The 26,999-nt window shown below is 69.9% G+C and carries 28 protein-coding genes; 25 read left to right on the top strand and 3 right to left on the bottom strand.

Annotation, left to right across the window (positions count from 1 at the left end):
• Positions 1-17: 17 nt before the first annotated feature.
• The 11 genes from LRX76_RS01295 (at position 18) to LRX76_RS01245 (ending at position 11,156) form a co-directional block, all read left to right on the top strand.
• A complete protein-coding gene (locus tag LRX76_RS01295; RefSeq protein ID WP_231800960.1) occupies positions 18-1,682 on the top strand; it encodes a CTP synthase in 1,665 nt (554 codons plus the stop codon).
• A 144-nt stretch (positions 1,683-1,826) separates the two neighbouring features.
• A complete protein-coding gene (gene kdsA / locus LRX76_RS01290) occupies positions 1,827-2,666 on the top strand; it encodes a 3-deoxy-8-phosphooctulonate synthase (RefSeq protein ID WP_231800958.1) in 840 nt (279 codons plus the stop codon).
• Complete coding sequence (locus LRX76_RS01285) at positions 2,663-3,028, top strand: hypothetical protein (protein ID WP_231800957.1); 366 nt, start codon at positions 2,663-2,665, stop codon at positions 3,026-3,028. Before kdsA ends, LRX76_RS01285 begins: the two co-directional genes overlap by 4 nt.
• Entirely contained in the window at positions 3,025-4,317 is a 1,293-nt protein-coding gene (eno, locus tag LRX76_RS01280; RefSeq protein WP_231800956.1) for a phosphopyruvate hydratase, read from the top strand. The genes LRX76_RS01285 and eno overlap by 4 nt, the downstream gene beginning before the upstream one ends.
• An 8-nt stretch (positions 4,318-4,325) precedes the next feature.
• The gene (gene ftsB / locus LRX76_RS01275; protein ID WP_231800955.1) at positions 4,326-4,673 is read left to right on the top strand and encodes a cell division protein FtsB; all 348 of its coding nucleotides are present in this window, start codon (positions 4,326-4,328) and stop codon (positions 4,671-4,673) included.
• Complete coding sequence (ispD, locus tag LRX76_RS01270) at positions 4,670-5,368, top strand: 2-C-methyl-D-erythritol 4-phosphate cytidylyltransferase (protein WP_231801768.1); 699 nt, start codon at positions 4,670-4,672, stop codon at positions 5,366-5,368. The genes ftsB and ispD overlap by 4 nt, the downstream gene beginning before the upstream one ends.
• A 64-nt stretch (positions 5,369-5,432) precedes the next feature.
• Complete coding sequence (ispF, locus tag LRX76_RS01265; RefSeq protein ID WP_231800948.1) at positions 5,433-5,915, top strand: 2-C-methyl-D-erythritol 2,4-cyclodiphosphate synthase; 483 nt, start codon at positions 5,433-5,435, stop codon at positions 5,913-5,915.
• A 224-nt stretch (positions 5,916-6,139) separates the two neighbouring features.
• The gene (truD, locus tag LRX76_RS01260) at positions 6,140-7,207 is read left to right on the top strand and encodes a tRNA pseudouridine(13) synthase TruD (protein ID WP_231800943.1); all 1,068 of its coding nucleotides are present in this window, start codon (positions 6,140-6,142) and stop codon (positions 7,205-7,207) included.
• Positions 7,208-7,637: 430 nt separating this feature from the next.
• A complete protein-coding gene (locus LRX76_RS01255) occupies positions 7,638-8,294 on the top strand; it encodes a 4Fe-4S dicluster domain-containing protein (RefSeq protein ID WP_231800941.1) in 657 nt (218 codons plus the stop codon).
• Positions 8,291-9,916, top strand: coding sequence for an FAD-binding protein (locus tag LRX76_RS01250; RefSeq protein WP_231800939.1), 1,626 nt, complete (start codon positions 8,291-8,293; stop codon positions 9,914-9,916). The genes LRX76_RS01255 and LRX76_RS01250 overlap by 4 nt, the downstream gene beginning before the upstream one ends.
• Positions 9,909-11,156, top strand: coding sequence for an NADH-ubiquinone oxidoreductase-F iron-sulfur binding region domain-containing protein (locus LRX76_RS01245; RefSeq protein WP_231800936.1), 1,248 nt, complete (start codon positions 9,909-9,911; stop codon positions 11,154-11,156). The genes LRX76_RS01250 and LRX76_RS01245 overlap by 8 nt, the downstream gene beginning before the upstream one ends.
• A 398-nt stretch (positions 11,157-11,554) precedes the next feature.
• On the opposite strand, the gene LRX76_RS01240 is transcribed toward LRX76_RS01245, so the two are convergent.
• Positions 11,555-12,109, bottom strand: coding sequence for a Smr/MutS family protein (locus tag LRX76_RS01240; protein ID WP_231800934.1), 555 nt, complete (start codon positions 12,107-12,109; stop codon positions 11,555-11,557).
• Positions 12,110-12,210: 101 nt separating this feature from the next.
• Here LRX76_RS01240 and surE point away from each other — a divergent pair, with 101 nt between their 5' ends.
• The 4 genes from surE (at position 12,211) to LRX76_RS01220 (ending at position 15,251) form a co-directional block, all read left to right on the top strand.
• Positions 12,211-12,990: a 5'/3'-nucleotidase SurE gene (gene surE, locus LRX76_RS01235; RefSeq protein ID WP_231800930.1), complete on the top strand. Its 780-nt coding sequence runs from the start codon at positions 12,211-12,213 to the stop codon at positions 12,988-12,990.
• Positions 12,987-13,679: a protein-L-isoaspartate(D-aspartate) O-methyltransferase gene (locus LRX76_RS01230; RefSeq protein WP_231800928.1), complete on the top strand. Its 693-nt coding sequence runs from the start codon at positions 12,987-12,989 to the stop codon at positions 13,677-13,679. Before surE ends, LRX76_RS01230 begins: the two co-directional genes overlap by 4 nt.
• Positions 13,680-13,717: 38 nt before the next feature.
• Entirely contained in the window at positions 13,718-14,377 is a 660-nt protein-coding gene (locus tag LRX76_RS01225; RefSeq protein WP_231800926.1) for an exopolysaccharide biosynthesis protein, read from the top strand.
• A gap of 70 nt (positions 14,378-14,447) precedes the next feature.
• Positions 14,448-15,251: a peptidoglycan DD-metalloendopeptidase family protein gene (locus LRX76_RS01220; RefSeq protein ID WP_231800924.1), complete on the top strand. Its 804-nt coding sequence runs from the start codon at positions 14,448-14,450 to the stop codon at positions 15,249-15,251.
• 493 nt (positions 15,252-15,744) lie between these two features.
• Here the strand turns inward: LRX76_RS01220 and LRX76_RS01215 are convergent, their stop codons facing one another.
• Positions 15,745-16,122, bottom strand: coding sequence for an Mth938-like domain-containing protein (locus tag LRX76_RS01215; RefSeq protein WP_231800922.1), 378 nt, complete (start codon positions 16,120-16,122; stop codon positions 15,745-15,747).
• A 16-nt stretch (positions 16,123-16,138) separates the two neighbouring features.
• Positions 16,139-16,444, bottom strand: a complete 306-nt coding sequence (gene yhbY / locus LRX76_RS01210) for a ribosome assembly RNA-binding protein YhbY (protein ID WP_231800920.1) — start codon at positions 16,442-16,444, stop codon at positions 16,139-16,141.
• A 64-nt stretch (positions 16,445-16,508) separates the two neighbouring features.
• On the opposite strand from yhbY, the gene rlmE reads away from it, so the two are divergent.
• From rlmE to ubiB, 10 genes are all read left to right on the top strand, one after another.
• Entirely contained in the window at positions 16,509-17,141 is a 633-nt protein-coding gene (rlmE, locus tag LRX76_RS01205) for a 23S rRNA (uridine(2552)-2'-O)-methyltransferase RlmE (RefSeq protein ID WP_231801766.1), read from the top strand.
• A gap of 61 nt (positions 17,142-17,202) precedes the next feature.
• Entirely contained in the window at positions 17,203-19,143 is a 1,941-nt protein-coding gene (gene ftsH / locus LRX76_RS01200) for an ATP-dependent zinc metalloprotease FtsH (protein ID WP_231800903.1), read from the top strand.
• Between the two features lie 183 nt (positions 19,144-19,326).
• Positions 19,327-19,647, top strand: coding sequence for a hypothetical protein (locus LRX76_RS01195; protein WP_231800897.1), 321 nt, complete (start codon positions 19,327-19,329; stop codon positions 19,645-19,647).
• Positions 19,648-19,649: 2 nt separating this feature from the next.
• Complete coding sequence (gene folP / locus LRX76_RS01190) at positions 19,650-20,549, top strand: dihydropteroate synthase (RefSeq protein ID WP_231800895.1); 900 nt, start codon at positions 19,650-19,652, stop codon at positions 20,547-20,549.
• Entirely contained in the window at positions 20,549-21,535 is a 987-nt protein-coding gene (gene miaA, locus LRX76_RS01185; RefSeq protein WP_231800893.1) for a tRNA (adenosine(37)-N6)-dimethylallyltransferase MiaA, read from the top strand. Before folP ends, miaA begins: the two co-directional genes overlap by 1 nt.
• A 75-nt stretch (positions 21,536-21,610) precedes the next feature.
• A complete protein-coding gene (gene hfq / locus LRX76_RS01180; RefSeq protein ID WP_231800891.1) occupies positions 21,611-21,889 on the top strand; it encodes an RNA chaperone Hfq in 279 nt (92 codons plus the stop codon).
• A 14-nt stretch (positions 21,890-21,903) separates the two neighbouring features.
• A complete protein-coding gene (gene hflX / locus LRX76_RS01175; RefSeq protein ID WP_231800889.1) occupies positions 21,904-23,217 on the top strand; it encodes a ribosome rescue GTPase HflX in 1,314 nt (437 codons plus the stop codon).
• 156 nt (positions 23,218-23,373) lie between these two features.
• Positions 23,374-24,681 (top strand): MFS family transporter, encoded by a 1,308-nt coding sequence (locus LRX76_RS01170; protein WP_231800884.1) that lies wholly within the window; start codon positions 23,374-23,376, stop codon positions 24,679-24,681.
• Between the two features lie 95 nt (positions 24,682-24,776).
• The gene (locus LRX76_RS01165; protein WP_231800881.1) at positions 24,777-25,277 is read left to right on the top strand and encodes a CinA family protein; all 501 of its coding nucleotides are present in this window, start codon (positions 24,777-24,779) and stop codon (positions 25,275-25,277) included.
• Between the two features lie 42 nt (positions 25,278-25,319).
• Positions 25,320-26,999, top strand: coding sequence for a 2-polyprenylphenol 6-hydroxylase (gene ubiB, locus LRX76_RS01160; protein ID WP_231801764.1), 1,680 nt, complete (start codon positions 25,320-25,322; stop codon positions 26,997-26,999).

Here is a 26,999-nt window from a genome sequence, read left to right as displayed (position 1 = left end):
GCTTTCCAGGAGGAGCCATGACCCCCCTGATCTTCGTAACCGGTGGCGTAGTGTCCTCGCTCGGCAAGGGCATCGCGGCCGCCTCGCTGGCGTCCATCCTCGAATCGCGTGGCCTGAAGGTCACGATGATGAAGCTGGACCCCTACATCAATGTCGACCCGGGCACGATGAGCCCGTTCCAGCACGGCGAGGTCTACGTCACCGACGACGGCGCCGAGACCGACCTGGACCTGGGCCACTACGAGCGCTTCGTGCGCACGCGCCTGAGCCGCAAGAACTCGGTCACCACCGGCCGCATCTACGAGAACGTGATCCGCAAGGAGCGCCGCGGCGACTACCTCGGCGCCACCGTGCAGGTGATCCCGCACATCACCGACGAGATCCGCCGCTGCATCGACGAGGCCACCGAGGGCTTCGACGTGGCGCTGGTGGAGATCGGCGGCACCGTCGGCGACATCGAGTCGCTGCCGTTCCTGGAGGCGATCCGCCAGGTGCGCACCGAGCGCGGCGCCGAGAAGGCGCTGTTCATGCACCTGACGCTGGTGCCGTTCATCGCCGCCGCCGGCGAGCTGAAGACCAAGCCCACCCAGCACTCGGTCAAGGAGCTGCGCTCGATCGGCATCCAGCCGGACGTGCTGCTGTGCCGTTCGGAACAGGCCATCCCCGACTCGGAGCGGCGCAAGATCGCGCTGTTCACCAACGTGCCCGAGCGCGCGGTCATCAGCGCCGCCGACGTCGACGTGCTGTACCGGATGCCGCTGGAACTGCACGGCCAGCAGCTCGACGAGATCGTCATCGACCAGTTGCGCCTGCGCGACAAGGTCGGCCCGGCCGACCTTTCCGAGTGGGAGGCGGTGGTGGACGCGGTGCGGCATCCGCTGGACGAGGTCACCATCGCGGTGGTCGGCAAGTACGTCGATCACCAGGACGCCTACAAGTCGGTCGGCGAGGCGCTCAAGCACGGCGGCCTGCGCCAGCGCTCCCGGGTCAACCTGAAGTGGCTGGAGGCGCAGGACCTGGAAGGCACCGACATGTCGGCGCTGGACGGCATCGACGGCATCCTGGTCCCCGGCGGCTTCGGCGACCGCGGCTTCGAGGGCAAGGTGCTCACCTCGCAGTACGCGCGCGAGCACAAGGTGCCGTACTTCGGCATCTGCTACGGCATGCAGGCGGCGGTGGTGGACTATGCGCGCCACGTCGCCGGCCTGGACGATGCCAACAGCACCGAGAACGACCGCCAGTCGCCGCACCCGGTGATCGGCCTGATCACCGAGTGGCGCACCGCCAGCGGCGAGGTCGAGAAGCGCGACGAGAAGTCCGACCTGGGCGGCACCATGCGCCTGGGGCTGCAGGAGCAGCGGCTCAAGCCCGGCACCCTGGCGCGCGAGCTGTACGGCAAGGACGTGGTGTCCGAGCGCCACCGCCACCGCTACGAGTTCAACAACCGCTACCGCACCCAGCTGGAGGACGCCGGGCTGGTGATCGCCGCCAAGTCGATGGACGACACCCTGGTGGAGATGATCGAGCTGCCGCGCGAGGTGCACCCGTGGTTCCTGGCCTGCCAGGCGCACCCGGAGTTCCTGTCCACGCCGCGCGAAGGCCATCCGCTGTTCGTCGGCTTCATCCGCGCCGCGCGCGAGCGCAAGGCCGGCGGCAAGCTGCTGAAGGAAGCGCGGGCGTGATTTTTCCTTCTCCCGCCGGGAGAAGGCGCGCCGCAGGGGCGGATGAGGGTACGCGTGGAGCCTGGTGCAATCGGACATCGCGAGGGATCCGCTGCGGTACCCTCGCCGCGACCCCTCTGGGGCTTCATACAACAAGGTGAAACGATGAAACTGTGTGGTTTCGAAGTCGGCCTGGACCGGCCGCTGTTCCTGATCGCCGGCCCATGCGTGATCGAGTCGATGCAGCTGCAGCTGGATGTGGCCGGCCGGCTCAAGGAGATCACCGGCAGGCTCGGGGTGAATTTCATCTTCAAGTCCAGCTTCGACAAGGCCAACCGCACCTCGGTCAACAGCTTCCGCGGCCCCGGCCTGGAGGAAGGACTGAAGGTGCTGGAGGCGGTGAAGCGGCAGATCGGCGTGCCGGTGCTGACCGATGTGCACGAGTACACGCCGATGAACGAGGTCGCCGCGGTGGTCGACGTGCTGCAGACCCCGGCGTTCCTGGTGCGGCAGACCGACTTCATCCGCAACGTCTGCGCCGCCGGCAAGCCGGTCAACATCAAGAAGGGCCAGTTCCTGTCGCCGTGGGACATGAAGCCGGTGGTCGAGAAGGCCAGGTCCACCGGCAACGAGCAGATCATGGTCTGCGAGCGCGGCGCCAGCTTCGGCTACAACAACCTGGTCAGCGACATGCGCTCGCTGGCGGTGATGCGCGACACCGGCTGCCCGGTGGTGTTCGATGCCACCCACTCGGTGCAGCTGCCGGGCGGGCAGGGCAGCAGTTCCGGCGGCCAGCGCGAGTTCGTGCCGGTGCTGGCGCGCGCGGCGGTGGCGGTGGGCGTGTCCGGGGTGTTCGCCGAGACCCATCCCGATCCGGCCAAGGCGCTGTCCGACGGCCCCAACGCCTGGCCGCTGGACAGGATGGAAGCGCTGCTGGAGACGCTGCTGGAACTCGATGCGGTCACCAAGAAGCACGGTTTCCTGGAAGCGGGCGTCACTGGGTGAAACCCCCGCCGTCCCGTTCCGCCGGACTGTCGAACCTGTCGCGGCGGCAATGGCTCGCCGCGCTGCTCAGCGCCGCGGCCTGCTACCAGGCCGCGCGCCTGTGGCTGCTGCCCGCCTGGGCACAGCGGCTCGCCGAGGGCCGTGTCGACGCCACCCACGCACTGCAGTCGCTGACGGCCGAGACCGCGGGTATGGCGCTGTTCGGGTTCGGCGCCACCGGCATCGCCTGCACTGTCTACAATCGCATCATGCTGGCGCGGATGCATCGCGCCGCGGCGCCTGCGCGCGAGCTGGCTTTCCTGGCTTCGCTCGGCCGCAACCGCCATTCTCCTTTCCACAACGACCCAATCGACCCAAGATGACCACGATCCGCAGCATCCACGCCCGTGAAATCCTCGACAGCCGTGGCAATCCCACGCTCGAAGCCGAAGTCACCCTGGAAGACGGTTCGTTCGGCCGCGCCGCCGTGCCGTCCGGTGCCTCGACCGGCACCAAGGAGGCGGTCGAGCTGCGCGACGGCGACAAGACCCGCTACCTCGGCAAGGGCGTGCGCAACGCGGTGGGCAACGTCAACGGCCCGATCGCGCAGGCGCTCAAGGGCTTCGACGCGGCCGACCAGGAAGCGCTGGACCGCCGCCTGATCGACCTGGACGGGACCGAGAACAAGGGCCGCCTGGGCGCCAACGCGCTGCTGGGCGTGTCACTGGCCAACGCCCATGCGGTGGCCGCCTCCAAGCGGCAGGCGCTGTGGCAGCACCTGGCCGAGACCGCCGAGGCCGACGTGTCGCTGCCGGTGCCGATGATGAACATCATCAACGGCGGCGCGCATGCCGACAACAACGTCGACTTCCAGGAGTTCATGGTGCTGCCGGTGGGCTTCACCTCGTTCTCCGAGGCGCTGCGCGCCGGCGCCGAGATCTTCCACGCGCTCAAGTCGGTGCTCAAGGGCCACGGCCTGAGCACCGCGGTGGGCGACGAGGGCGGCTTCGCCCCGGACTTCCGCAGCAACGTCGAGGCACTGGACACCATCCTGGAGGCGATCGGCAAGGCCGGCTACACCGCCGGCGAGGACATCCTGCTGGGCCTGGACGTGGCCTCGTCCGAGTTCCACGACAACGGCAAGTACAACCTGGTCGGCGAGAACAAGCGCCTGACCTCGGAGCAGTTCGTCGACTTCCTCGCCGACTGGACCGCGCAGTACCCGATCGTCACCATCGAGGATGGCCTGGCCGAGGACGACTGGGCCGGCTGGAAGCTGCTGACCGAGCGCCTGGGCGGCAAGGTGCAGCTGGTCGGCGACGACCTGTTCGTCACCAATCCGCGCATCCTCAAGGAAGGCATCGAGTCCGGCACCGCCAACGCCATCCTCATCAAGGTCAACCAGATCGGCACCCTGACCGAGACGCTGGAGGCCATCGCCATGGCCCATCACGCCAACTACGCGGCGATCGTCTCGCACCGTTCCGGCGAGACCGAGGACACCACCATCGCCGACATCGCCGTGGCCACCACCGCCACCCAGATCAAGACCGGCTCGCTGTGCCGCAGCGACCGCGTGGCCAAGTACAACCAGTTGCTGCGCATCGAGGAGGCGTTGGGCGACGGTGCCCGCTATGCCGGCCGCGACGCGTTCGTCTCGCTGAAGAAGTAAGGGCGGCGATGCGCGACTGGCGCTGGATCCTGCTGGTGCTGGCCGTCCTGCTGGCGTGGCTGCAGTACCGGTTCTGGTTCGGGCCGGGCAATTCCGGCGAGGTGATGATGCTCGAGAGCCAGGTGCAGCACCAGCAGCGCGACAACGACGGCCTGCGCCAGCGCAACGCGGCGCTGGCCGCCGAGGTCAAGGACCTCAAGGAAGGCGAGGCCGCGATCGAGGAGCGCGCGCGCAGCGAGCTGGGGATGATCAAGCCAGGCGAGAAGTTCTACCGCGTGGTCGAGGATGCCCCGGTCGCCGCTCCGACGCCGCCGTCGGGCCAGCCGCAACTGCTCGGCGAGGGGGAACAGCCCTGATGGCCTCGGTCTGGGCCGTGGTGCCGGCCGCCGGCCGCGGTACCCGCTTCGGCGGGCCGCTGCCCAAGCAGTACCTGCCGGCGGGCGGCCAGCCGCTGATCGCGCATGCGCTGCAGGCGCTGCTGTCGCATCCGGCGGTCGAGGGCGCGATGGTGGCGATCGGCGCCGACGATGCGGACTGGCCCGGCTGGCAGCAACTGGACGGCAAGCCGGTGGCGACCTGCGTCGGCGGCGACACCCGCGCCGCCTCGGTGCTGGCGGCGCTTGCGGCACTGCCCGACAGCGTGCGTGCCGACGACTTCGTGCTGGTGCACGATGCCGCCCGGCCCAATCTCGCCGCGGCCGACCTTTCGCGCCTGCTCGAGGTGGGGCGTGCCGATCCGGTCGGCGCGATCCTGGCGTCGCCGGTGCGCGACACCCTCAAGCGCGCCGGCACCGACGGCGGCATCGACGCCACCGAGCCGCGCGAGCGGCTGTGGCGGGCGCTGACCCCGCAACTGTTCCGCCGCCACCAGTTGCAACGGGCGCTGGCGCAGGCCGCGCAGGCCGGCATCGAGGTCACCGACGAATCGATGGCGATGGAGCGCCTGGGCCTGCGTCCGCTGCTGGTGGAGGGCGCCGAGGACAACTTCAAGGTCACCACGCCGGCGGACCTGGCGCGCTTCGAGTTCATACTTTCGCAACGCATGCCGTAGCGGCGGCGTTGCGCCGGCGGGGCGGCGTCCCCGTTCCGGCCCATCAAGGACCACAGGACGACACATGCACGATTTCCGCATCGGCCAGGGCTTCGACGTGCACGCCTTCGGCGACGGCGACCACATCATGCTCGGCGGCATCCGCGTCGCCCACGACCGCGGTGTGCTGGCGCACAGCGACGGCGACGTGGTCATCCATGCGCTGTGCGACGCGATGCTCGGCGCGCTGGCGCTGGGCGACATCGGCCAGCACTTCCCGCCGTCGGATCCGCGCTGGAAAGGCGCCGACAGCGCCTGCTTCCTGCAGCACTGCGACCAACTGCTGCGCGAGCGCGGCTGGCGCCTGGGCAATGCCGACGTCACCGTGATCTGCGAGCGGCCCAAGGTCGGTCCGCACGCGGCGGCCATGCGCGCGCGCCTGGCGCAGTTGCTGCAGGCCGACATCGACCGCATCAGCGTCAAGGCCACTACCAGCGAGAAGCTCGGCTTCACCGGGCGCGGCGAGGGCATCGCCGCGCAGGCCGCGGTGCTGCTGGCGCGCGCATAGGCTTTTCCTTCTTCCCTCGGGAGCAGGTGGCGCCGAGCGCCGGATGAGGGTTCGGCGAAGTCGGGAATGCCGCAGCCATCGCCGCTTCGCCGTACCCTCGAGCGCAACCCCCGCTGCGCGCCCCGGCCCACGCCGGCGGCGCGGGCGCTCCAAGGCACGCGCGCCGGTAGCGCGCAAGCCGTGCCTTTTCGCCCTGCTGGAGAGGGGCCTTGAAGCGAACGACCATGACCGACAATTCCATTCTTCCCAGGGCCTACGGCCCCTCCGTCCTGACCGCGACCATGCGTACCGTGCCGGAGGACTTCCAGGTCGACGAGCTGCCCGCGTTCGAGCCCAGCGGCGAGGGCGAGCACCTGCTGCTGACCATCCGCAAGCGCGGGGCCAACACCGCCTTCATCGCCAAGCGGCTGGCACAGTGGGCGGGCGTGCCCGAGATGGCGGTCAGCTATGCCGGCCTGAAGGACCGCCACGCGGTGACCACCCAGCGGTTCAGCGTGCACCTGCCCAAGCGCGTCGCCCCGGATCTGCAGGCGCTGCAGTCGGACGAACTGCAGGTTGTCGCCTCCAGCTGGCACAACCGCAAGCTGCAGCGCGGCGCGCTGGCCGGCAACCGCTTCACCCTGGTGCTGCGCGACGTCGAGGGCGACGTCCAGGCGATCGACCGGCGGCTGGCGCAGATCGCCGAGCGCGGCATACCGAACTGGTTCGGCGAGCAGCGCTTCGGCCGCTGTGGCGGCAACATCGCCGCGGCCCTGGCCATGTTCGGGGGGCGCCGCGTGCGCAAGGAGCAACGCTCGTTGCTGCTGTCGGCGGCGCGCTCGGACCTGTTCAACCGCGTGCTGGCGCAGCGGGTGGCGCGAGAGGACTGGGACAAGCCGCTGGACGGCGAGGTGTGGATGCTGGCCGGCAGCCGCAGCGTGTTCGGCCCCGAGCCCTGGAGCGATGCGCTGGCCGAACGCCTGGCGCGCTTCGACATCCATCCCAGCGGCCCGCTGTGGGGCGCCGGCGAGTCGCGCACTCAGGGCGAGGCCGCGGAAGTGGAGCGGACCGCCCTGGCCGACGACACCGCGCTGGCCCTGCGCCAGGGCCTGGAGCAGGCGGGACTCAAGCAGGAGCGCCGGGCCTTGCGCCTGCGGCCGCAGGGCCTGGCCTTCGCCTGGCTGGAGCCGGCGGTGCTGCAGCTCGGCTTCGCCCTGCCTGCCGGCTGTTATGCCACGGCCGTGCTGCACGAGCTGGGCGAGACCGTGCAGGCCGAGGCGCCGGCTGCGAGCGTGGATCCGCCGGCATCCTGAAAGGCTGTCGCGACGTCCCGTGGCCGAGGAGCCGTCATGGGGCTCCGGCCATGAGCCCCATGCAGGCCACACGGCAGCGCTCGTGCGCGAACGCAACCAGAAAGTCCATCCCGGGGGGCCGGCTTCGACCCTCGCCGACGGTCGGTGCGGCCGGGTCGCAGGGGCGCGACACGTTGCGGCGGCGGCTGCGACGGCCTCCATTTTCTGACTGGCGCCTGCGACATGCTGTCGCGCCCATGTGGGAGGAGCGCCGGAACAAAGCATAATCCTTCACGAGGAACGGGCTGCAGGGTCCGGGTCCACAGGGCAGTCGTACAGGGCGGGGAAGGCCTGCATTCCCATGGTCGCCGCCGGTCGATTGCCTCGCTTCGCAGACCACCCCAGGCAATGATGCACGGCACCGGCCGGCATCCCACCCAAGGAGCTTGCAATGAGCGAGAAGATACGGCTGGTGATCGATGGGCAGCAGGTCGAGGCCGACCCGCATGCGTCCATCATCCAGGCCTACGCGCGGGCCGGCAGCGCGCTGACCTCCAACGTCGGCTGCATGGGCCAGGGCGTATGCGGCTCGTGCCGCTGCCTGGTCCGGCGCGAGGGCGAACGCGACGTGCGCCCGGCGCTGGCCTGCGAGACCTCGGCCGAGGAAGGCATGCAGGTCAGCTTCGTCGATTACTTCACCCCCAACCATGTCCACTACTACGACCTGCAGCAGCTGGGCGACGGCTGGCGGCGGCTGGAGGAGATGTCCGAGCTGTTCCCCGAGGCTGAGCACTGCCGCCATTGTGGCGGCTGCGACAGCGCCTGCCCCAAGCAGCTGGCGGTGCAGCAGGGCGTGGCCAGCGCGGTGGCCGGCGACTTCGACGCGGTGGACTCGATATTCGACCAGTGCGTGATGTGCAACCTGTGCACGCTCGCCTGTCCGGAGAACATCCGTCCCAACCACCTGGGCCTGTTCGTGCGGCGCATGCGCGCGGTCACTGCGCTGCGGCCGTCGGACCTGCTGCGGCGTCTCAAGCAGATCGACACCGGGGAGATGCGGGTGGAGATCGCCGAGCCGGCGCAGGCCGGCCAGGGAGGCGCGTCATGAGCACTGCCGCGATCGATTACGCAGTGGCACTGGAACGGCTGCGTGCCGGCACCCCGGCGCTGCGCGAGGAGTCGATGCCGAAGCAGGAACTGCTGCGGCAGTTCCATCCCGACTACGGCGACCAGGCGCGGGTGCCGCTGCAGATCGGCGTCAACGCCGGCGACGACTGCCACCCGCAGCTGGCGCAGCTGCTGCAGCGGCGTCCGCTGATCGACGACGTGGACCTGGCCGGCGCCACCCCGCTGGTCACCGACGTGCTGGTGATAGGCGGCGGCGGTGCCGGTTGCGCGGCGGCGCTGGAGGCGGCGCAGGCCGGCGCCTCGGTGTTCCTGGCCAACAAGCTGCGCGTGGGCGACAGCAACACGGTGATGGCCGAGGGCGGCATCCAGGCCGCGGTCGGCGACGACGACAGCCTGCAGCAGCACTACGACGACACCCTGCGCGGCGGCCATTCGGTGGCCGCGCGCGAACTGGTGGCGCAGATGGTGACCGACGGACCGGACACGATCCGCTGGCTGATCTCGCAGGGAATGAACTTCGACCTGGAGTCCACGGCCTCGGCCAATGCCCGGCTGCTGCGCAAGCGCGCCGGAGGTACCACGGTCCCCCGCGTGCTCTGCCATCGCGACTTCACCGGGCTGGCGATGATGCGGGTGCTGCGCGAGGCGGTGGAGCTGGAGCGCAGGATCTCCGTGCTCAACCGCTGTCCGGCGGTTGAGCTGCTGTCCAACCCGCAGGGCGAATGCGTCGGCGCGGTGCTCTACGACCTGGAGCGGCGGCGCCTGACCATGGTGCGCGCGCACGCGGTGGTGATGGCCACCGGCGGCAGCGGCCGCCTGCACCTGCAGGGCTTCGCCACCTCCAACCACTACGGCGCCACCGCCGACGGCCTGGTGATGGCCTACCGCATGGGCGCGCGGCTGCGCGACCTCGATTCCTTCCAGTACCACCCGACCGGCATCGCCGCACCGCTGCACCTGGCCGGCAGCCTGGTCTCCGAGGCGGTACGTTCGGCCGGCACGTTCCTGGTCAACGGCCTGGGCGAGCGCTTCATCGACGAGCTGCAGCCGCGCGACGTGGTCGCCGCGGCGATCCTGCGCGAGTGCGCGCAGGGGCGCGGCATCGTCAGCGGCGGCGGGGTAGGGGTGTTCCTGGATACGCCGGGGCTGATCGCGCGCGAGCCGGAGATCCTGGGCCGGCTGATATCGCTGTCGCACATCGCGCACAAGTGCGGGATCGACCCGGCACGGGAGCCGCTGCTGGTGCATCCGACCCTGCACTACCAGAACGGCGGCGTGGTGATTGACGCCGACTGCGCCACCACCGTGCCCGGCCTGTACTGCGCCGGCGAGGTCAGCGGCGGCATCCACGGCCGCAACCGGCTGATGGGCAATGCGCTGCTGGACATCATCTGCTTCGGCCGCCGCGCCGGCGCTGCCGCCGCGAGCAGGCAGGGCCGCGTATGGCAGGGCCGCGGCGGCATCGAGCACGTGCACGACTGGCAACGCGCGCTGATGCGTGCCGGGCTGGATGCGGCGCCACGGGCCCCGATGCTGTACCCGGACTACGGACATTTCGATCTCCACCAGCACCGCGCAGCCACGGAGAACAGCCATGCATGAGGCCAACCAGCTACTGCTGCACCCCTCGCGCCAGGTCGGCGCCGATCTGTACGCCTGGTTCGCCGCCGGCGGCGGCGAGGGCCTGAACGCGGCGCTGGCCGATCCGGCGGCGATCATCCCGCTGCTGCGCGATGCCGGCCTGCGCGGCATGGGCGGCGCGGGCTTTCCCACCTGGCGCAAGTGGGAGGCGACCGCCGTGGCCGGAACGCCGGGCTGCGACCGCTACGTGGTGTGCAACGCCAACGAGGACGAGCCTGGCACCTTCAAGGACCGCCACCTGCTGCGCTGGACCCCGCACCAGGTGATCGAGGGCGCGCTGATCGCGGCGCTGGCGGTCGATGCCAATCATGTCGTGCTGTACGTCAATCCGCACCAGGAGCAGGCCATCGCCGAGGTGCGCAAGGCGGTCGGGCAATGGCGCGGCAGCGAACCGCTGGGGCGGCTGGAAAAGCGGCTGGGCCGGCCCCTGCAGATGGAGGTGGTGGCGACATCTGGCCGCTACATCGGCGGCGAGGAGACCGCGGTGATCTCCTGGCTGGAGGGCAACTTCCCGTTTCCGCGGCGCAAGCCGCCGTTCCCCGCCGAGTCCGGCGTCGCCGGCGCCCCGACCCTGCTCAACAACGCCGAGACCCTGGCCAACGTCCCGCACATCCTGCGCAACGGCGCCGACTGGTACCGGGCGCTGGGGCTGGGCGAGGCGGTGGGTACCAAGCTGTACTCGCTGTCCGGCGACGTGCTGCAGCCGGGCCTGTACGAGCTGCCGATGGGCACCTCGCTGCAGTCGCTGATCTTCGACCACGGCGGCGGCATGCTGGAGGGCAAGGCGTTCAAGGCGGTGTTCACCGGCGGCCCGTCCAATACCCTGCTGACCGCGGCGGACCTGGACGTGGCGCTGGACTTCGATTCGGTGCGCCAGCGCCGCTCGCGGCTGGGCACCGGCGCGATGATCGTGGTCTCCGAGGGCACCAGCATCGTGCGCAGGGTCGCCGAGTACATCGAGTTCTTCGCCGCCGGCTCGTGCGGCCAGTGCCCGCCGTGCAAGTGCGGCACCTTCCAGATGGCTCGCCTGCTCGACCGCCTGGACACCGGGCATGGCACCGTGGACGACCTGCGCGCGCTGCAGAACCTGTGCCGCATCCTGCCCGGCAGCGGCCGCTGCGGCCTGATCGACGGCGCGGTCACGGTGGTCGAGAGCTCGCTGCACACCTTCCCGCAGGAGTACGGCCTGGCCCGCGCCTGAGCGCGGGCACGGCAGCTCCTGCAACCCGGGCAGGCGCAGCGCATCCGCGATGGCGGTCACACGTTGGCCCCGTGTCGCCGGGTGCGCTGCGCTTGCCCGGGGGACGTTGTCCTCGCCATCCGCGCCGGTGCGGTGGGCGCTTCTCGGCAGTCGCAGTGATTCGCCACAGCCGAACGGCCGGTCACGGCTGATCGTCCAGGGACGTCCGCGCCGATCGCGGCAACGTCCATGCGTTACCGCATTCGCGGGAGCGGCGGTGGGTACTGTCCCGGACGACAGCATGCCTGCGTGGCCTGGCCCCGCTTCGCGAGGGATGGCTCTGACGGCTTCAGGCGTGCCACGCAACACCGGCCGGTGGTCTGCCAGGCCGGACACGGCCCACTGGGCAATCGATCACGCTAGTCCCGTGCCAGCAGCACCAGCATCGCGCCGGTGCCGCCCTGCGCCGGCGGCGCGGAATGGAAGGCCAGCACGTCGGCACGCTGGCGCAGCAGCCGGTCAACCAGGTTCTTCAGCACCGGCGCGCCGCCGTCCATCCCAGACTCAGCATGGCGTCGCCCCTTGCCGTGGATGATGCGCACGCAGCCATGGTCGTGCGCGTGCGCCTCGGCCAGGAACTGGCGCAGCATCGCCTCGGCCTGCGCGGCGGTGGCCCCGTGCAGGTCCAGTTCGTCCTGCACCGCGTACTGGCCGCGGCGCAGCCGCTGCAGCAGCCGGCCGGGCACGTGGTCGCGGCGATGGCTGGCGGTGTCGCCGCCGTCCAGCGGCGCGGCCGTGTGCAACAGCCGCGCGAACTCGCCCTGCGCCTCGGCCTCGTCGCGCTCGGCCATGCGTGCGTGCGGACGCGGTTTCGGGCGGCTGTCTTCCACGCGCTGCTGCGCCCGCATCGGCTTGACCGGGCCGATGGCGGCGCGGAACAGCTCGGCGTCGTTGTCGTCTGGATCGTGCGGCATGCCGACAGCCTAACGCGCGCGCGCCGCTGGGCAAAACATCGCCAAAAGGGGCAGGGGCGGCGATGCATCCGGTATCATGGCCGGGTTTTTCGAGGAGCACCATGCGCGTACTGGTCAGCAACGACGATGGCGTCGACGCACCCGGCATCAGGATTCTTGCCGAAGGGCTGCGCAACGCCGGACACGAGGTCACCGTGGTGGCACCGGACCGCGACCGCTCCGGTGCCAGCAACTCGCTGACGCTGGACGTGCCGGTGCGGCTGAAGCGGATCGACCACTACACCTGCTCGGTCGCCGGCACGCCCACCGACTGCGTGCACCTGGCGTTGACCGGCATGCTGGAGTACGAGCCGGACATCGTCGTCTCCGGGATCAACAACGCGGCCAACATGGGCGACGACGTGATCTATTCGGGTACCGTGTCCGCCGCCATGGAAGGCCGCTTCCTCGGCTTCCCGGCGGTGGCGGTGTCGCTGGTGACCTGCAAGCAGGAAGCACGCCACTACGAGACTGCCGCGCGCGCCGCGGTGGAGATCGTGGCGCGGCTGAAGGCCGATCCGCTGCCGGCCGACACCATCCTCAACGTCAACGTGCCGGACCTGCCGTGGCAGGAGGTGCGCGGTTTCGAGGTGACCCGCCTGGGCAACCGCCACCGTTCCGAGCCGTGCCTGCCGCAGAGCGACCCGCGCGGGCACACCGTGTACTGGATCGGCCCGTCCGGTGCCGAGCAGGACGCCGGCCCCGGCACCGATTTCCATGCCGTGCGCACCGGCCACATCTCCATCACCCCGATCCAGGTCGACCTGACCCGCTACCAGGCGCTGGAGAAGGTCGCCAGCTGGGTCGACGGCCTGACCGCCGCCCTGGACGCGCCGGCATGACCCCGCGGCTGCGCCTGCAACCGGAAGCGGTCGGCATCGGCATGACCTCCCAGCGCGTGCGCGACCGCCTGGTCGAGCGCCTGCGCGAGGGTTCGCATAACGGCGGCGGCATCGCCGACGAGGCGGTGCTCAACGCCATCCGCACCGTGCCCCGGCACCTGTTCATCGACGAGGCGCTGGCCTCGCGCGCCTACGAGGACACGGCGCTGCCGATCGGCCACGGGCAGACCATCTCGCAGCCGTGGGTGGTCGCGCGCATGACCGAGGCGGTGATGCAGTGCGCGCCGAAGAAGGTGCTGGAAGTGGGGACCGGCTCCGGCTACCAGGCCGCGATCCTCGCCGCGCTGGGGCTGGAGGTCTATACCGTGGAGCGCATCGGCGACCTGCTGCGGCAGGCGCGCAAGCGCTTCCGCCAGCTCGGCATGAACATCCGCAGCAAGCACGACGACGGCCGCATCGGCTGGCCCGAGCACGGCCCCTACGACGCGATCGTGGTGACCGCCGCCGCGCCGGCGCTGGTGGATGCGCTGATCGGGCAGCTGGCGGTCGGCGGCCGCCTGGTGGCGCCGGTCGGCGGCGCCGGCGTGCAGTCGCTGGTGCTGATCACCCGCAACGAGGACGGGAGTACCGAGCAGCAGGTTCTGGCGCCGGTCACCTTCGTGCCGCTACTGTCGGGCATGCTGGATTGAGCCGTGGCAATCGATACCGCGCGAGGACACCGAGGGTGATGGATTCGAGCAATGGAAGCGGCCAGGTCGCCGACCACGAGGGGGCCTCGCTCGGCGAACAGCTGTCGACGATCATCGACCACCTGCCCGAGGACAAGCTGAGCCTGGGCGAACTGCTGGACGTGTTCGGCGACGAAGGCCTGCTGCTGCTGACGATGCTGCTGACGCTGGTGTTCCTGATCCCGGTGTCGATCCCGGGCGTGAGCACGGTGTTCGGCGCGGCGATCCTGCTGGTCGGCATCAGCCGCGTGCGCGGACGCCCGCTGTGGCTGCCCGCCCGTCTCCGCAACCGTGCACTGCCCGCGGCGAAGCTGCGCCCGGCGCTGACCCGCGGGCTGGAGTGGGTGCGGCGGCTGGAGAAGGTCAGCCACCCGCATCGGTTGAGCGCCTTGGCGCGCGGCCGCGGCACCGAGCTGTTCAACAACCTGGCCTTCATCCTGGCCGCGCTGCTGCTGATGGCGCCGTTCGGGTTCATTCCCTTCAGCAACACGATCCCGGGCATCGCGCTGTTGTTCTACGCGATCGGCATGATCCAGCGCGACGGCGGGGCGATTATGCTGGGCCACCTGGCGAACATCGCCACCATCGTCTATTTCAGTGTCCTGATCGGCGGCGGCGGCGTCGCCGTGCACCAGCTGTTCCAGCGCGTCACCGGGTGATCCGGCGGCGGGCGGGTCCGGCGCCGGGTGTTGCAGAGAGTCGATGGGACCGGCGCAGGCCGGACATCTTATGGAGAGCGAGATTCGGATGAGCGTTGATCGATTGGACAAGCCGCTGCGGCTGATGGCATGGGGCCTCGCGCTGGCCGCGCTGAGCGCGTGCGGGACCGCCACCGTGGTGAGCAAGCAGGGGGGCGGGAGCTCCGCCGGCGGCTCGTCGGTGCCGGCGAGATCGGTTCCGCGCCCGGGCGCGAGCGTGGTGGTCAAGCGCGGCGACACGCTGTATGCCATCGCCCGCCAGCACAACATCACGCCGATGGACCTGGCCACCTGGAACAACCTGTCCTCGCCCAACACCATCTATCCCGGCCAGACCCTGCGGCTGTACCCGCCGGGCAGCAGCGCCGGCCGCGGCACGATCGCGGCGCGGCCGACGCAGGGCAGCCAGGCCACGCCGCCGCCCGCATCGCAGCCGGCGCCGGTTGCGGCGCCGGTGAGCAGCGGGTTCAGCTGGCGCTGGCCGGCCGACGGCGTCGTGGTCGGCAACTTCGTCGCCGGCGAGGCCACCAAGCAGGGCGTGGACATCGCCGGCGCCAGCGGCCAGGCGGTACGCGCCGCCGCCGACGGCGTGGTGGTGTATTCCGGCGCCGGCCTGGTCGGCTACGGCGAACTGATCATCGTCAAGCACAACGAGCAGTGGCTGTCGGCCTACGGCCACAACCGCAAGCGCCTGGTCAACGAGGGGCAGCGGGTCAAGGCCGGCGAGCAGATCGCCGAGATGGGCCGCAGCGGCGCCGCGCGCGACATGCTGCACTTCGAGATCCGCTACAACGGCAAGCCGGTGGACCCGCTGCTGTACCTGCCCAGGAAATGAGCGCCGCCTCGGCGTGACGAGCGGATCCCCGGCCCGGCGCAGCGCGCCGGGCGCTCCCCGGCGCCACGGTCCGATGGACCGTAGGCGGCGCCGGCTCGCCCGCTACAACGGCAAGCCGGTGGACCCGCTGCTGTACCTGCCCAGGAAATGAGCGCCGCCTCGGCGTGACGAGCGGATCCCCGGCCCGGCGCAGCGCGCCGGGCGCTCCCCGGCGCCACGGTCCGATGGACCGTAGGCGGCGCCGGCTCGCCCGCTACGACGGCAAGCCGGTCGACCCGCTGCTGTACCTTCCCGCAAGTAGGTCGGGTTGCGTCCCCGGTGCCCCGGGGAGCCGCCACCTTGCGCGTCGACCGGGTGGGACTGGCGCGCGGCTGCCGTGCACGCAGGGTAGGGGGCTGCCCACGTCTCATCGAAGGGCGGGATTGAGGAGTGGCAAAAGGCCTCGCCTCGCCTTTCCCCAATCACGAATCCCCAATCCCCAATCCAGACCCCGTCAGGCTCCAAGCAGAAACGCCGCGGCGACCCGCCGGCCTTCGCTTGCCAGCACGTTGTAGGTCCGCGCCGCGGCCGCGTTGTCCATGATCTCGATGCCGATGCCGCGGGTCAGGAACGCCGCCATCACCTCGACCGCCGGGAATACCTGGCGGGTGCCGGTGCCCAGCAGCACCAGTGCCGGCTGCAGTTCCAGCACCGGGATCATCTGCCCCGGTTGCAATGTCGCCGCGTCGGCGCCGACCGGCCACTCCTCGACCAGTTGGTCCGGCATCAGGATGAAGCTGCGCTGCAGCAACAGGTCGTTGACCCGGGCGCTGCGCCCGTCGGCGGATTTCAGCGCGTAGGTGTAGTCGGGGAGTTCCTGGGTCAACTGCATGCCGGGTACCCTGCGCTCAGCTGCGCGGCAGCACGATCTGGCGCTTTTCCTTGCTGGGACGGTACAGCACCGCCACGTGGCCGATGCGCTGCACCAGCGCGCTGCCGCTGCGCCCGACCAGGTCGGCGATCATGGCGTCGCGCACTTCGCGATCCTCAGCCCCGACCTTCACCTTGATCAGTTCGTGGCGCTCGAGCACTTCGTCCAGCTCGGCCAGGAACGCGGGGGTGATGCCTTTGCCGCCGATCTGCAGCAGCGCCTTGAGGTCATGGGCCTGGCCACGAAGGAAACGGTTCTGGGCCGAGGTCAAGACGATGGACATGCAGGATGGGACGGTAGCCAAGGGTGTTCAGGGTATCATGAGCACCCGTTCCCGCTGTACCGCCATGGCCACCCGAAGCAAGAGCAGCCAGCGCTGGCTCCGCGAGCATTTCGCCGATCCCTACGTGAAGAAGGCCCAGTCCGAGGGCATGCGCTCGCGTGCGGCGTACAAGCTCGAGGAGCTGCTCGAGCGCGACCAGCTGCTGCGGCCGGACATGGTGGTGGTGGACCTGGGCGCGGCCCCGGGCGGCTGGTCGCAGCAGGTGCGCAAGTCGCTGGGCGAGCGCGGGCGGGTGCTGGCGCTGGACATCCTGGAGATGCCGCCGCTGGCCGGCGTGGAGTTCCTTCACGGTGACTTCAGGCAAGAAAACGTCCTATCCCAGTTCGAAGCCATGCTCGGGGATCGGCCGGTCGACCTTGTGCTGTCGGATATGGCCCCCAATAAGAGTGGCATGGACGCGGTCGATCAGCCGCGGATGATGCACCTGGCCGAGCTTGCGATGGACTTTGCCGACAACCATCTCAGGCCCGGCGGGGCGTTCCTGATCAAGCTGTTCCAGGGCGTGGGTTTCGACGACTACGTCCGCGAGCTTCGGCGCCGTTACGACAAGGTGCTGATCCGCAAGCCGGCGGCCTCGCGCAAGCGTTCGCCGGAGGTGTATGCACTGGGCCAGGGCAAGCGCTCGCAGATGAAGTAAGCTGCCTCCCGTACTTTCGAAACCGATACAGCAGGACAAGGAAACCCCGGAGCCGATGAGGATGAACGACTTGACCAAGAATCTGTTGCTGTGGGTGGTCGTTGCCGTCGTGCTGATGGTGGTGTTCCAGAGCTTCTCGCCGCGGCTGAACAATGGCGCCGCCAACGATTCGGCCAGCTATACCCAGTTCCTGCAGGACGTGGACAACAACCGCATCAAGGCGGTGGAGTACACCGACGAGAGCAGCTACGCGGTCAACGCGATCCGCTACACCCGGACCGACGGTACCCAGGGCGTGGTCTACGGCCCGCGCGACGACAAGCTGGTGGACGTGCTCTACAGCAAGAAGGTGGAGATGACCCGGCAGAAGCCGGCCAACGGCCCCAGCTTCTGGTCGATCGTGCTCAATTTCCTGCCGGTCATCCTGATCATCGGTTTCTGGCTGTTCATCATGCGCCAGATGCAGGGCGGCGGTGGCGGCGCCAAGGGCGCGATGTCGTTCGGCAAGTCGCGTGCCAAGCTGCAGGGCGAGGACCAGATCAAGGTCACCTTCGCCGACGTGGCCGGCTGCGACGAGGCCAAGGAGGAGGTGTCCGAACTGGTCGACTTCCTGCGCGACCCGTCCAAGTTCACCAAGCTCGGCGGCAAGATCCCGCGCGGCGTGCTGATGGTCGGTCCGCCCGGCACCGGCAAGACGCTGCTGGCCAAGGCCATCGCCGGCGAGGCCAAGGTGCCGTTCTTCTCGATCTCCGGTTCCGATTTCGTCGAGATGTTCGTCGGCGTCGGCGCCTCGCGCGTGCGCGACATGTTCGAGCAGGCCAAGAAGCATGCCCCGTGCATCATCTTCATCGACGAGATCGACGCGGTCGGCCGCCACCGTGGTGCCGGCCTGGGCGGCGGCCACGACGAGCGCGAGCAGACCCTGAACCAGCTGCTGGTCGAGATGGACGGCTTCGAGGGCGGCGAGGGCGTGATCGTGATCGCCGCGACCAACCGTCCCGACGTGCTCGACCCGGCGCTGCTGCGCCCGGGCCGCTTCGACCGCCAGGTGGTGGTCGGGCTGCCCGACGTGAAGGGCCGCGAGCAGATCCTCAAGGTGCACATGCGCAAGCTGCCGCTGGCCGACGACGTCGTGCCGATGGTGATCGCGCGCGGCACCCCGGGCTTCTCCGGCGCCGACCTGGCCAACCTGTGCAACGAGGCGGCGCTGTTCGCCGCGCGCGGCGGCGAGAAGGAGGTCCGCATGGACCACTTCGACCGCGCCCGCGACAAGATCCTGATGGGCGCCGAGCGCCGCTCGATGGCGATGAGCGAGGAAGAGAAGACGCTGACCGCCTACCACGAGGCCGGCCACGCCATCGTCGGCCGCCTGGTGCCCGAGCACGACCCGGTCTACAAGGTCACCATCATCCCGCGCGGCCGTGCGCTGGGCGTGACCATGTACCTGCCGGAAGGCGACAAGTACTCGATGAACAAGGTGGCGATCGAATCGCAGCTGTGCTCGCTCTACGGCGGGCGCGTGGCCGAGGAGCTGATCTTCGGTGCCGACAAGGTCACCACCGGCGCCTCCAACGACATCGAGCGCGCCACCAAGATGGCCCGCAACATGGTCACCAAGTGGGGCCTGTCCGATCAGCTCGGCCCGATCGCCTACGGCGAGGAGGACGACGAGGTGTTCCTGGGCCGCTCGGTGACCCAGCACAAGAGTGTCTCCGACGACACCGCGCGCAAGATCGACGAGGTGGTGCGCGAGATCCTCGACAAGGCCTATGCCCGCACCACCGAGCTGTTGACCCAGAACCTGGACAAGCTGCACGCCATGTCCAAGCTGCTGCTGGAGTACGAGACCATCGACGTGCCGCAGATCGACGCGATCATGGAAGGCCGCGATCCGCCGCCGCCGGTAGGCTGGGGCAAGTCCTCGGGCAAGGATGGCGGCAACGACAACAACAACAGCCCGCGTCCGCTGCCGCCGATCGCCGGCCCGGCCGAGCAGACCTGAGCCGCGCGGCGAGCGTCCGCACAACGAGACGAGACTGACGGGCCGGGAGCGATCCCGGCCCGCCTCGTTGTCGAGGGGCCCGGCGGCACAAACATCCGGGGCGACAGGCTCCGCCATGCGAGCCCGGATCCATGACGATTGGCAGGACCGCGGCGGGGCTCCGGGCAAAGAAGCGGCGCGGGCATGGACGCGCACGGCAGGCCCAGCGGCCGGATGGCTCCCGCCCCCGGGTTCCCTGAAGCCGCAAACCACGGCCTTGCGCCGCCCTTAACCCACGATCCGGGCGAGAATGGCGGCCCGACCGCACTGGAGAAGATCGCGATGTCCGAGCCCGAGCAGGACAAATCCCCCTCGGCCCTGCCCGAGATCGTCATGGCCACCGCATTGGCGGTGATCATCGGCGTGTGGTCGGGAAACTACCTGCTGGGCGGCATCATCGGCTTCGCCGCCGGCTGCGCGCTGACCGCGTGGAAGGTCGTCCGCCACGAGAAGAAGGGGCGCTGAGGATGTTCGACATCGTGCCCGAGCTGGACTGCGGCGGACGGCGACTGCGCCTGGACCGCCCGCGGGTGATGGGGATCGTCAACGTCACCCCCGATTCGTTCTCCGACGGCGGCCGCCACGACACGACGGAAGCGGCGGTGGCGCACGGGCTGGGACTGGCTGCCGAAGGCGCCGACATCCTCGACATCGGCGGCGAATCGACCCGCCCCGGTGCCGCGCCGGTACCGCTGGAAGAGGAACTGCGCCGGGTGCTGCCGGTGATCGAGCGGCTGGCGCGCGAGACCGCGCTGCCGATCAGCATCGATACCTTCAAGCCGGAGGTGATGCGCGCCGCGGTGGCCGCCGGGGCCGGCATGATCAACGACATCCACGCGTTGCGGCAGCCCGGCGCGCTCGATGCTGCCGCCGCACTCGGGGTGCCGGTGGTGCTGATGCACATGCTCGGCGAGCCGGGATCGATGCAGGATGCACCGCACTACGACGACGTGGTCGGGCAGGTGCACCGGTTCCTGGCCGAGCGCATCTTCGCCGCCGAGATGGCCGGCATCGAGCGGCGCCGGATCGTCGTCGATCCGGGCTTCGGCTTCGGCAAGACCACCGCCCACAACTTCGCCCTGCTGGCCGGGCTGGATCGTTTCGCCGACCTCGGCGTGCCGGTGCTGGCCGGGCTTTCGCGCAAGCGCAGCCTGGGCGAGGTCACCGGCCGCAGCGAGCCGAGCGAACGCGTCGCCGCCTCGGTGGCCGCGCACCTGGTCGCCGCTCAGCGCGGGGCGATGCTGCTGCGGGTGCATGACGTCGCCGCCACGGTGGACGCGATCAAGGTATGGCAGGCGGTGGCCGCGGTGCCGGCGCCACGGCAGGCCGCTCCCGCAGCGGCGATCCGCTGGCCGGACGAGGACTGATGCCGGCCGATACCCGGCCACCTGCCATCGCCCTGATGGGGCCGACCGCCTCGGGCAAGACCGCGGTGGCGATCGAACTGGCCCAACGGCTGGGCGGGGAGATCGTCAGCGTGGACTCGGCGCTGGTCTACCGCGGCCTGGACATCGGCGCGGCCAAGCCCGACGCGGCTCTGCGCGTGCGCGCGCCGCACCATCTGCTGGACCTGCGCGATCCCTGGCAGGGCTACTCGGCTGCCGAGTTCGCCGCCGATGCGCGCACGGCCATCGCCGGCATCGTCGGTCGCGGCAGGCTGCCGATCCTGGCCGGTGGCACCGGCCTGTACTTCCAGGCGCTGCTGCGCGGGCTTTCGCCGATGCCGGGCGCCGATCCGGCCATCCGCGCGGCTATCGCCGCCGAAGCCGCCGAGCGCGGCTGGCCGGCGCTGCATGCGCAGCTGGCGGCCATCGACCCGGTCGCCGCCGCGCGCATCCATGCCACCGATCCGCAGCGCATCCAGCGGGCGCTGGAAGTGTTCCGCGCCAGCGGCAGGCCGATCAGTCACTGGCAGGCGCAGCCGTCGCCGGCACCGCCGCTGCCGGTGCGCGTGCTCAGGCTGGTGCTGGCACCGGCCGAGCGGGCGACGCTGCACCGGCGCATCGAGCGGCGCCTGGACGCCATGCTGGAGCTGGGCTTCCTGGACGAGGTGCGGGCGCTGCGCGCGCTCGACGCGATGCGGCAGGTGGCGCAGCCGCTGGACCTGCCGGCGATCCGCGCCGTCGGCTACCGCCAGGCATGGGAACACCTGGACGGCGCCACCACGTTCGACGAGTTCCGCGCGCGCGCCGTCCATGCCACCCGGCAGCTGGCCAAGCGCCAGCTCACCTGGCTGCGCGGCCAGTTGGATACGCTTTGGTTCGATCCAGCGAGCCAGCGGGCGGCCATCGATGATGCGATTTCGCGCTTCATGGCCGTCCCCGGCACAGCCGCGGGCGCCGCGGCCGTGTAACATCGGTATCCCGGGCGGGTGATGGGTGAGATCGGCCGGCCGGGCCCATTAGAAGAACAAGAATCGGAGTGAGCAATGTCCAAGGGGCAATCTCTGCAGGATCCTTTCCTCAATGCACTGCGCCGCGAGCGCGTGCCGGTCTCGGTCTACCTGGTCAACGGCATCAAGCTGCAGGGCACGATCGAGTCGTTCGACCAGTTCGTCGTGTTGCTGCGCAATACGGTGAGCCAGATGGTCTACAAACACGCCATTTCCACCGTGGTGCCGGCGCGCAACGTGCGCATGGGGCCGGGCGGTGGCCATGTGCAAACCACCAGCGAAGGCGATGCAACAGGCAATGACGAAGTTGATTGACCGTGGAGTGATCCGTGTTTGACCGTTCGCGCAAGGGCGAACATGCGCTGCTGATCCAGCCGTTTTCCGGTGGTCCGCTGCAGGAGGACGTGCTGGAGGAATTCTCCGACCTAGCGCGTTCGGCCGGTGCCACCATCGCCACCACGCTGACGGCCAGGATCGACCGGCCCAGCCCCTCCACGCTGATCGGCAGCGGCAAGCTGGAGGAAGTGAAGGCCGCCGCCGATGCCACCGGCGCGGACCTGATACTGGTCAACCACATGCTCTCGCCGGTGCAGGAGCGCAACCTGGAACGGCAGCTGGAGCGCCGGGTGATCGACCGGACCGGGCTGATCCTGGACATCTTCGCCCAGCGCGCCCGCAGCCACGAGGGCAAGCTGCAGGTGGAACTGGCGCAGCTGCGCCACCTCGCCACCCGGCTGGTGCGCGGCTGGACCCACCTGGAGCGCCAGCGCGGCGGTTCGATCGGCCTGCGCGGCCCGGGCGAGACGCAGTTGGAAACCGACCGTCGCCTGCTGCAGAAGCGGGTCGAGCAGTTGCAGAAGCGGCTGGACAAGGTGGAGGTGCAGCGTACCCAGATGCGCCGCGCGCGCGTGCGCAGCGAACTGCCGCGGGTGGCGCTGGTGGGCTATACCAACGCCGGCAAGTCCACCCTGTTCAACACGCTGTCCGGGGCCGAAGCCTATGCCGCCGACCAGCTGTTCGCCACGCTGGACCCGACCGTGCGGCGCATCGCCATCCCCGGCGGGCACGTGGTGCTGGCCGATACGGTGGGCTTCGTGCGCGACCTGCCGCACGAACTGGTCGCCGCGTTCCGCTCCACGCTGTCGGAGGCGCGCGAGGCCGACCTGCTGCTGCACGTGGTCGATGCCTCCGACCCGCTGCGCGAGGAGCGCATCGCCCAGGTGGACGAGGTGCTGCAGGCAGTAGGGGCCGGGGATATTCCGCAGCTGCTGGTGTTCAACAAGATCGACCGCATCGACGGCGCCGAACCGCGCCACGACGCGCAGGACGGCATCCCCGACGAGTCGCGGCGCGAGCGGGTGTGGATTTCCGCACGCGACGGCCGCGGCCTGGACCTGCTCGAGCAGGTGCTGGGACGGCGGCTGGGGCTGCAGCGCGTGCGCGGCAGCCTGCGCCTGCCTTCATCGGCAGGGCGGCTGCGTTCGCGCCTGCACCGGCTGGACGTGGTGCAGGGCGAGCAGGCCGACGAGGATGGATGGCTGCTGCAGGTGGACCTGCCGTTGATGGAAGCACAACGGCTCGCCGGCGAAGCCGATGGCGTCCCGCTGCGGGCGCTGCTGCCGGTGCAGGAGCCGGACTACTGACCGCCGCGCGGCGCCCGCATGCATGCGAGGCGCCGCCATTTCGACCAAAGTGCTAGGCGTGGCGCGCGGCAATGAACGCGCATTTTCGCCGTGCGGGATTACCGTGACCGCCTCCGCTGACCCGTGGCGGAATCCCACACTTTGCGAGTCATCCCCATGTTCGATTCCACGCCTGTTCCACTGCCGCACTACACCGCGGCGGAAAAGCGCCATCGTGTGTTCGCGATCGTGGCCGCTTCCTCGGGAAACCTGGTGGAGTGGTTCGATTTCTACGTCTACGCGTTCTGCGCGATCTATTTCGCCGGCGCGTTCTTCCCCAAGTCCGATCCCACGGTGCAGCTGCTGAATACCGCGGGCGTGTTTGCCGCCGGCTTCCTGATGCGTCCGGTCGGCGGCTGGCTGTTCGGCCGCATCGCCGACCGCTACGGCCGCAAGACCTCGCTGCTGATCTCGGTGGTGATGATGTGCTTCGGCTCGCTGCTGATCGCCTGCCTGCCGACCTACGCGAGCATTGGCGTCTGGGCGCCGGTCTTCCTGCTGGTGGCGCGGCTGCTGCAGGGCCTGTCGGTGGGCGGCGAGTACGGCACCACCGCCACCTACATGAGCGAGGTCGCGTTGCGCGGTCAGCGTGGCTTCTTCTCCTCGTTCCAGTACGTCACCCTGATCGGTGGCCAATTGCTGGCGGTGCTGGCGATCGGCCTCATTGAGGTGCTGCTCAGCGAGGACGAAATCCGCGCCTGGGGTTGGCGCATCCCGTTCGTCGTCGGGGCGGTCGCGGCGGTGATCGCGCTGCTGCTGCGCCGCACGCTCACCGAGACGCAGACCGAGGAGAAGCGCTCGGCGAAGGGTGCCGGCAGCCTGGGCAACCTGTTCCGCCACCACACGCCGGCGTTTCTCACCGTGCTTGGCTATACCGCCGGCGGCTCGTTGATCTTCTACACGTTCACCACCTACATGCAGAAGTTCCTGGTGAACACGGTGCACCTGCCGATCAAGGTCACCACCAATGTCATGACCCTGGCGCTGTTCCTGTACATGTGCATGCAGCCGCTGTTCGGGATGCTCTCCGACCGCATCGGCCGGCGCAACAACATGTTGCTGTTCGGTGCACTCGGGGCGCTGTCCACCGTGCCGATCCTGAGCATGCTGCAGCATGTGTCCAGCCCCTGGGCGGCGCTGTTGCTGATCGTCCTGGCGCTGGCCATCGTCAGCCTCTACACATCGATCAGCGGCATCGTCAAAGCCGAGATGTTCCCGCCGGAAGTCCGCGCCCTGGGCGTGGGGCTGGCCTATGCCATCGGCAACGCCGTGTTCGGCGGCAGCGCCGAGTTCGTGGCGCTGAAGCTCAAGTCGGTCGGCCATGAATCGGCCTTCTTCTGGTACGTGACGGCGATGATGGTGCTGGCGTTCCTGGTCAGCCTGCGCCTGCCGCGCAGGGCCTCGTACCTGCACGACGACCATTGACTGTGCGGCGGGGACGGTGCGACGCCGTTCCGGCCGGGCAGACAATCCGGCCGCAATCGGGCTAAATAGCCGCAGTCATGCGTGCAGGCCCCCCGATGCAGATTTCCTCCGACCACGAGCTCCGCCGCCTTTCCGAGACGTTGGGTACTCGACTGCGCGAGGCCCGCGCGCGCCTGGTGACCGCGGAAAGCTGCACCGGCGGCTGGATCGCCAAGGCGGCCACCGACATCGCCGGCTCCTCCGACTGGTTCGACTGCGGCCTGGTGGCCTACAGCTACGAGGCCAAGCAGGCCCTGCTGGGCGTGCATGCGCAGACGTTGGAGGATACCGGCGCGGTCAGCCGCGAGACCGCGATCGAGATGGTGTCCGGGGCGTTGGCGCACTCCGGTGCGACCATCGCGGTGGCCGTGACCGGCATCGCCGGGCCGGGCGGCGGCAGCGAGGACAAGCCGGTCGGTACGGTCTGGATCGCCTGGAAGCGGCGCGGGGGCTATGCCGAGGCGCAGCTGTTCCGTTTCCAGGGCGACCGCGATGCGGTGCGCCGCCAGACCGTGGCCGCGGCCGTGCACGGCCTGTTGCGGCTGCTGGCGGCATGATGCGCAATCCGATGGCGAGCTGACGGAGCCGAGATGGCATCGATGTGGGAGACATTGGGTACGGTCCGCGACCTCGGCCGCCTGCAGGAGATCGCCTCGGTCCTGATCCGCTACGGCTACGGCGACGTGGTACGGCGCATCGGCATGGCCGATGTGCTGGAAAAGGCCGGCCGGCTGCTGCACTGGACCCGCACCGAGGAGCTGCTGCGCATGTCCGCCCCGGTCCGGGTGCGCAAGGCGCTGCAGGAGCTGGGCCCGACCTTCGTCAAGCTGGGGCAGGTGATGGCCACCCGCGTGGACCTGCTGCCGCCGGAGTGGATCGACGAGCTGAGCGAACTGCAGAACGCGGTGCCGCCGCTGCCGTTCGAGGCCATCGCGCCGCAGCTCGAGCGCGACCTGGGCGGCCCGCCGCACACCGTGTTCGATCGCCTGGACGAAACGCCGCTGGCGGCCGCCTCGCTGGCGCAGACCCATCGCGCCTGGCTGCATGACGGTACCTCGGTGGTGCTCAAGGTGCGCCGTCCCGGCATCCGCGAGGTGATCGAGGCGGACCTGCGGCTGCTGGCGCGGCTGGCCGAGATCATCGAGGCGCAGGCGCCGGACCTCAAGCGCTACCACCCCACCGCGGTGGTGCACCAGTTCACCCAGTCGTTGCGGCGCGAACTCGACTTCGTCGCCGAATGCCGCAACGCCGAGCGCATCGCCGGCAATTTCGCCGGCCACGACGAGATCCTGATCCCGCGCGTGCACTGGCAGTGGACCTGCGAGACGCTCAACGTGCAGGACTTCGTCGACGGCATCCCCGGCCGCGACCTGGCCGCCGTGGACGCGGCCGGCCTGGACCGTGCGGAGCTGGCACGCATCGGCGCCGGCATCGTGCTGAAGATGGTGCTGGAGGACGGGTTCTTCCACGCCGACCCGCACCCCGGCAACATCTTCTACATGCGCGACGGGCGCATCGGCGTGATCGATTTCGGCATGATCGGGCGGATCTCCGAGCGCCGCCGCTTCCAGATCGCGCAGTTGCTCAACGGCATGGTGACCCAGGATGCCGAGTCGGTGACCGACGTGCTGCTGGAGTGGACCAACAGCGAGACCGAAGTGGACGAGGTGCAGCTGCAGCAGGACATCGGGGTGTTCGTCGACCAGTACCGCGGGGTGCCGCTCAAGGACCTGCACGTGGGCGCCATGCTCGGCGACGTGGCCGGCATCCTGCGCTCCTATGCCTTGACGCTGCCGGCCGACCTGGCGCTGATGATCAAGGCCTTCCTGAGCCTGGAGGGAATGGGGCGGCAGCTGGACCCTGATTTCGACATGGCCAGCGCCGCGCGGCCGTACCTGGAGCGGGCGATGCTGCAGCAGTACTCGCCGCACGTGCTGCTGCGGCGCGGCCGCCGCAGCCTGATGGCGGCGCTGGACCTGCTCGGCGACCTGCCGCGCGATGCACGCCGGCTGCTGCAGATGGCTCGCCGCGGGCGCCTGCAGATCCATGTCGAGACCAGCGCGTTGCAGGGCTTCGGCGAGCAGGTCAACCGCGCCGCCAACCGCCTGACCGTCGGCATCGTCACCGCGGCGCTGATCATCGGCTCCTCGATCGTGATGAACAGCGTGGGCGGCATCTCCAGCCGCTGGCTGCTGGCCATCGGCGTGGCCGGCTTCGTCGGCGCCGGGCTGTGCGGGGTATGGATCCTGTACTCGATCTGGCGCAGCAACCGGCACTAG

This window comes from Stenotrophomonas sp. MMGLT7 (assembly GCF_021168555.1).
GTDB lineage: Bacteria > Pseudomonadota > Gammaproteobacteria > Xanthomonadales > Xanthomonadaceae > MMGLT7.
Note: the sequence above shows the minus strand (reverse complement) of the source record. Positions and strands in the feature narration are given on the sequence as shown.

Bases quoted from the DNA above. Each gene is read 5' to 3' on its own strand.
- LRX76_RS01165 (WP_231800881.1), top strand. From the start codon at position 24,777: ATGCAGATTTCCTCCGACCACGAGCTCCGCCGCCTTTCCGAGACGTTG.
- LRX76_RS01250 (WP_231800939.1), top strand. From the start codon at position 8,291: ATGAGCACTGCCGCGATCGATTACGCAGTGGCACTGGAACGGCTGCGT.
- surE (WP_231800930.1), top strand. From the start codon at position 12,211: ATGCGCGTACTGGTCAGCAACGACGATGGCGTCGACGCACCCGGCATC.
- LRX76_RS01245 (WP_231800936.1), top strand. From the start codon at position 9,909: ATGCATGAGGCCAACCAGCTACTGCTGCACCCCTCGCGCCAGGTCGGC.
- LRX76_RS01295 (WP_231800960.1), top strand. From the start codon at position 18: ATGACCCCCCTGATCTTCGTAACCGGTGGCGTAGTGTCCTCGCTCGGC.
- LRX76_RS01170 (WP_231800884.1), top strand. From the start codon at position 23,374: ATGTTCGATTCCACGCCTGTTCCACTGCCGCACTACACCGCGGCGGAA.
- kdsA (WP_231800958.1), top strand. From the start codon at position 1,827: ATGAAACTGTGTGGTTTCGAAGTCGGCCTGGACCGGCCGCTGTTCCTG.
- rlmE (WP_231801766.1), top strand. From the start codon at position 16,509: ATGGCCACCCGAAGCAAGAGCAGCCAGCGCTGGCTCCGCGAGCATTTC.
- ispF (WP_231800948.1), top strand. From the start codon at position 5,433: ATGCACGATTTCCGCATCGGCCAGGGCTTCGACGTGCACGCCTTCGGC.
- eno (WP_231800956.1), top strand. From the start codon at position 3,025: ATGACCACGATCCGCAGCATCCACGCCCGTGAAATCCTCGACAGCCGT.
- LRX76_RS01255 (WP_231800941.1), top strand. From the start codon at position 7,638: ATGAGCGAGAAGATACGGCTGGTGATCGATGGGCAGCAGGTCGAGGCC.
- LRX76_RS01225 (WP_231800926.1), top strand. From the start codon at position 13,718: ATGGATTCGAGCAATGGAAGCGGCCAGGTCGCCGACCACGAGGGGGCC.
- ftsB (WP_231800955.1), top strand. From the start codon at position 4,326: ATGCGCGACTGGCGCTGGATCCTGCTGGTGCTGGCCGTCCTGCTGGCG.
- folP (WP_231800895.1), top strand. From the start codon at position 19,650: ATGTTCGACATCGTGCCCGAGCTGGACTGCGGCGGACGGCGACTGCGC.
- LRX76_RS01230 (WP_231800928.1), top strand. From the start codon at position 12,987: ATGACCCCGCGGCTGCGCCTGCAACCGGAAGCGGTCGGCATCGGCATG.
- yhbY (WP_231800920.1), bottom strand. From the start codon at position 16,444: ATGTCCATCGTCTTGACCTCGGCCCAGAACCGTTTCCTTCGTGGCCAG.
- hfq (WP_231800891.1), top strand. From the start codon at position 21,611: ATGTCCAAGGGGCAATCTCTGCAGGATCCTTTCCTCAATGCACTGCGC.
- truD (WP_231800943.1), top strand. From the start codon at position 6,140: ATGACCGACAATTCCATTCTTCCCAGGGCCTACGGCCCCTCCGTCCTG.
- ubiB (WP_231801764.1), top strand. From the start codon at position 25,320: ATGTGGGAGACATTGGGTACGGTCCGCGACCTCGGCCGCCTGCAGGAG.
- LRX76_RS01215 (WP_231800922.1), bottom strand. From the start codon at position 16,122: ATGCAGTTGACCCAGGAACTCCCCGACTACACCTACGCGCTGAAATCC.
- LRX76_RS01195 (WP_231800897.1), top strand. From the start codon at position 19,327: ATGGACGCGCACGGCAGGCCCAGCGGCCGGATGGCTCCCGCCCCCGGG.
- LRX76_RS01240 (WP_231800934.1), bottom strand. From the start codon at position 12,109: ATGCCGCACGATCCAGACGACAACGACGCCGAGCTGTTCCGCGCCGCC.
- LRX76_RS01220 (WP_231800924.1), top strand. From the start codon at position 14,448: ATGGAGAGCGAGATTCGGATGAGCGTTGATCGATTGGACAAGCCGCTG.
- miaA (WP_231800893.1), top strand. From the start codon at position 20,549: ATGCCGGCCGATACCCGGCCACCTGCCATCGCCCTGATGGGGCCGACC.
- ftsH (WP_231800903.1), top strand. From the start codon at position 17,203: ATGAACGACTTGACCAAGAATCTGTTGCTGTGGGTGGTCGTTGCCGTC.